The sequence below is a fragment of the Flavicella sp. genome (genome assembly GCF_029238425.1).
GTDB lineage: Bacteria > Bacteroidota > Bacteroidia > Flavobacteriales > Flavobacteriaceae > Flavicella.
Genome location: NZ_JAQWGB010000144.1, coordinates 1 through 5,119, shown reverse-complemented (window position 1 = coordinate 5,119; position 5,119 = coordinate 1). Strand labels below are relative to the sequence as shown.

Annotated in this window: 3 protein-coding genes; 1 reads left to right on the top strand and 2 read right to left on the bottom strand. The window is 33.5% G+C overall.

From position 1 onward, the window contains the following. Positions 1-266: 266 nt before the first annotated feature. Complete coding sequence (locus P8H68_RS10460) at positions 267-1,121, bottom strand: hypothetical protein (protein WP_300324604.1); 855 nt, start codon at positions 1,119-1,121, stop codon at positions 267-269. Positions 1,122-1,146: 25 nt separating this feature from the next. Continuing rightward, positions 1,147-2,187 (bottom strand): endonuclease/exonuclease/phosphatase family protein, encoded by a 1,041-nt coding sequence (locus P8H68_RS10455; RefSeq protein ID WP_300324601.1) that lies wholly within the window; start codon positions 2,185-2,187, stop codon positions 1,147-1,149. 49 nt (positions 2,188-2,236) lie between these two features. Here P8H68_RS10455 and P8H68_RS10450 point away from each other — a divergent pair, with 49 nt between their 5' ends. After that, positions 2,237-5,008 (top strand): TonB-dependent receptor, encoded by a 2,772-nt coding sequence (locus P8H68_RS10450; protein ID WP_300324598.1) that lies wholly within the window; start codon positions 2,237-2,239, stop codon positions 5,006-5,008. Positions 5,009-5,119 lie beyond the last annotated feature (111 nt).

Here is a 5,119-nt window from a genome sequence, read left to right as displayed (position 1 = left end):
ACCTGAAATCCCGCTTTTTTTAAATCAGCCACTTGTGCTACAATATGAGCAATACGCTCCTTGTCTGGTAAGCCAGAGGCAAGTGTAAGTACATTAGAGCCAATTTTGATTGCTATTTTTTTTGCGGTTTCCATATTTTGTCGCTTCATTTAAAAAATGAAGTTACAAAAGTACAAATTTGCCTGATAACAGTGGTCTTGAATAAGAAAAAACAAAAAAGCCTCTTCTACGAATAGAAAAGGCTTTTTAGATTTAACAAATTTATATTATCCCATCAAGTTGTTATCTAAATCATAAACTTTGAAAACTTCTTTTCCACTAGAGTACAATGTGTATTTTACGGTTCCAACTTTTTGATTAGAGACGTTATATAAAGGATATGTTTTTTCAATTTTAGACTTACTCAAATCATCTTGGTTTAAGATTAGCTCAAAATGATAATCATTTCCATTTGCATCTAAACTTAAAATGTATTTCAAATCGATTTGATATGGAGAATTTGCAATGGTATTTTCATATTCTTCATCCGACATGTTCATGCTTATTTCATAAGAACGGTTGACATCTAAATAACTTCCTTCAAGAAAATTAAAATGAATATTTTCTACTTTTAGCAAAGCAGAAATATCTGCCTCAACTTTTTCTGTATAAGTTGCTGTTGTTAATTTTGGTTTTATTGTAAAAGAATATTTGGTGTATTGGTCATAATCCAATTCTGTTGGTCCGTTTTTAACATAATAATTTGTTCCAACGGCATAACTAGCACTTGTACTTGCTGATTCTAAAATATCACCCAGCTGGCAGTCTGTTATTGCATTTCCAGATCCGTCATATAGTTTTTGAGTGAATCGGACTATATAGTCTTCCTCTATAAGTTCCTCAGAGAATTCATGTTCACATTCCTCTAATTTTTTTGCCAATTTCTTTGCATTTTTTGGACTGAATTTTGCACTTGTATTGTTTTCCGGAGTGGAAATAAAAGAAGTTTCTAGTAGTTCCAGTTTTTGACCTAGAACATCTAAGTCATCTCCAGGGGCAATTGCCGTTTCTTCTCCGTTCGATTTACACCCAATGTTTGTTAGAAGTAAAATAGCGAATACTCCTGTAATTATTTTTCTCATAGTTTTTTTTGTAAAACTAATGTTTTTAATCTAGTTCTTTAATTAAATAAATGTAAACCGGATAATGATCACTAAATCCATCTGTAAAACTCCCATTTCCAAAACTTCTAAAGGGATAGCCTTTGTATTTTCCGTTTTGTTGTGTTAGGTAACTCGGGTTAAATATATGTGATTGATAGAAACTAAGCTCATTGAATTTTGTTGAAATAAATTTCCCATTTATAAGGATTTGATCAAAGAGATGGACTTGATCTCTATAGCCTAGTGTTCCAAACCCTTTTTTGTATAATGTCTCATAAGGATTGTAAAAGATGGTATCGTTTTTTTGCTTGCTTATTTCTTCGGTTTTTAAAATTTTTTTCAAACTAGAATTTGTAGGATTGTCATTGAGATCTCCCATTAAGATTATTTTAGAATGGGGATGTTTTGTGAAAATACTATCGGATATTTTTTTATTGAGAAAGGCTGCTTTTTCTCTCAGGATTCTGCTTTTTTTTTCACCTCCTCTTCGAGAGGGCCAATGATTGACAATGATATGAATCAATTCATTTTCTAAGTAACCGGAAACTAAAAGTTGATCTCTCGTATAAATTCGATATCCTTTATCTGACCATAATTTTAACTCATATGAATGATGATTCATGGGGATAAATTTATTTTTATTATAAAGTAGTGCCACATCAATTCCTCTTTTGTCAGGAGAGTCATAATGGATATAGTTATAGTTTTTTTCTAAGGTCTGGTTGGAGCTCATCAAATCATCCAGTACCGTTTCGTTTTCTATTTCTGCAACACCCAAAATAGTAGGCAATGCTCTTGTTTTTTCGTAGCCAATTTCAGCAATAACTTTTTGTAGATTTTTTATTTTTTTAAAATATATTTCTGATCTGTTGCTTTTGATTTCCATCATCGGACTTGCTTCATCGTTCGTATCCGGGTTATTGATAGTGTCAAACAAATTTTCTAGATTGTAAAATGCAACGCTGTGAATGGCATATTTCTTTTTCTGACCAAAGGTTATTTGTATAAAAAGAATAAAAATGATACCCAATAATTTATTTCTCATTGCCTTTTCTATTAAAGTTAGGATTTTTTTTTCGTAACTTAAATAAGCTATGAAAAAGAAAATGACTTCATATTGTTGTGAGGTGTTTTGCTGCTGCTTTTTATTTTGTGTTGTGTCTGTTCTTCAGTCACAGGAGAAAGTACGGATTGAAGGCACCGTGGTGAAATCCCTCTCAAATACCCCGCTAGAATCTGTTTTGATTCGGTTGACTTCAGATCTGGATGTATTTGTTTATTCAGATGCTTCAGGCAGATTTTCCTTGCTTCTTGAAATGCAAAATAATATAGTTCTTGAATTTGATATTGACGGATTTGAAACACAGTTTGTTACTGTCGCGTATAAAAATGGGTCGCCTTTATACATGGGTACCATAGCCTTGCTTCAGAAAGAAGAGGAACTTATATATTCCAACACTTTAGAGTTGTCTGATGATGATTTGTTGGATAATGATATTGGTGGTGCCAATGTAGTGACAGGTTTGTTACAGTCTTCAAAAGATGTTTTTGTTCGTACAGCGGCATTTAATTTTGGCCAAGCTCGGTTTAAAATTCGAGGTTATGATAGTCGGGAAGGTACTGTATTGATCAATGGGATAAAAATGAATAAAATTCAAACAGGAAGACCAAATTGGAGTAATTGGGGTGGTTTGAATGATGTTTTAAGGAATTTTAGTTTTAGCTATGGAATGGCGCCCGCTGCTGAAAGTTTTGGATCTGTTTTAGGAGTTACCAATTTCAAGACTAATGCTTCTGAGTATCGACCAGGTAGTGCTATATCTTATGCTGCGAGCAATGGGAGTTATAAGGGACGGTTTATGATGTCTCATTTTACGGGTGTCTTGAAAAATAATTGGTCTTTTGCCTTTTCCTTTTCTACTCGTTTTGCAAGTCAAGGTGCCATCCAGGGTACAAATTATTCGGCATATTCAGGATTTATAAGTGCTGAGAAAAGAATAAATGAAGCCCATCGTATTGGACTTACTGGGATATTTGCAATAAATCAAAGAGGGAAATCCTCTGCAAATACTCAAGAAGTTTTGGGTTTAAAGGGAGCTAGGTATAATTCTTATTGGGGATATCAACAAGGGGAACGGAGGAATTCTAGAGTTCAAAAGGTAAATGAGCCGGTAGTGATGTTATTTCATCAATGGAAATTAAATAAGTATGCACAGCTAAAGACAAGTATTTCGTATCAATTTGGAAGCATAGGATCCAGTAGATTGGGCTATGCAAATGTCAATAGTCCAGATCCTTCTTATTATAAATATTTGCCTAGTGCCCCATTGAAATATGATGATTTTGGTGAAGCTTATAAGCTAACAGAAAATTTTGTTGAAAACGGTCAGGTAAGTTGGTCTGTGCTCTATGAGATAAACGGGATCACACAAAATGCTAGTTATTATTTATATGAAGATAGAACCGAAGACACTCAGTTTTCTTTGCGTTCTACTTTCAAAAAGGATATATCTCTATCTTGGAAAATTGAAGGAGCTCTTAGTTATAGAAATTTGACCAGTGATAATTATGCAAAAGTAGTGGACGATTTAGGAGGAGGTGGTTTTTTGGACGTTGATTCTTTTGAGCAAGGGGATAAAGCCCAAAATAATTTGCATACTGTTGATAACCTGGTGGGTATTGGAGATGCATTTTCCTACGACTATAAAATTGATTTTTCTGAGTTAGAGGTTTTTTTACAATCCTCTTATATTTTGCCAAAAGTTGAATTTGTTGGTGCGTTGAACTTTACAAAAACAGCATATCAGAGAACTGGAAATTTTAAAAACGGAAAATATCCCGATGCATCTTTTGGATCGAGTTCTAAAATGGGTTTTGATGATATCAGTGCCAAGTTAAATACTCTATATAAATTTTCAGGAAAGCATCTCTTATATGGGAATATTGCTTTTATCTCAAGGGCCCCTACTTTGAGAAGTGTTTATTCAAATATTAGAATAAGTAACAATGCCACTAAAAATGTTACTAGTGAGAAGATACAAACGGTGGATATTAATTATCAATACAGAGCTCCTAGGATCAAATCAAGATTAACAGGATATTATAGTTATTTTTCAAAAGGTTCGGAAAATTCTTTTCTTTTTGCCGAGGGATTGAAAGGAGATAACTCAGATTTTGTCGGACAGTCCTTAACAAATATTTCTAAACGTCATTTAGGAGTAGAATTGGGAATAGATGTGCAACTGTCAAGTGAAATATCATTAAATATTGTGACCGCAGTAGGGAGCTATACCTATGCAAATAATCCCAACCTAAAAATTGAAACAGACATAGAGGGCACTCAAGGAGGAGAGTTAGGAGAGGCGTTTATAAAAGGATATCATATAGGAGGTAGTCCAGAAAAGGCTTTTTCTTTAGGAGTGAATTATAGAAATCCAGCGTATTGGTGGGTGGCAGTAAACGGAAACTTTTTGAAAGACCATTATTTGTCGATTTCTCCATTGTTGAGAACATCCAATTTTTATCTGGATGCAGATGGGGTTCCTTTCACGGATGAATTAACCGGTGCGCAAATTTCCAAAAAGAAAGTTTCTGAATTGTTAGAACAAGAGAAGTTTGATGATTTATTCTTGTTGAATTTGGTTGGTGGGAAATCATGGAAAGTTAGAGATACTTATATAGGTCTTTTCTTGAGTCTGAATAACCTGTTGGGAGAAGTCTATAAAACGGGTGGTTATGAACAGTCAAGAAAAGCGAACTTTCAAGAATTGCAGGAAGATACCTTATTGAAGCAACCACAATTTGGTTCTAAATATTGGATGCAAAATGGAACAAGCTATTATATGATTTTGAGTGTTAGGTTTTAAAAGGAATGTTATGAAGAAATATATTTTTATTTTGAGTTTATTGCTGATTCATTGCGATACGAATTATGAGTTTCCAGAGATTGTTTGTGCAGAAAATAATTTAATTGCAAC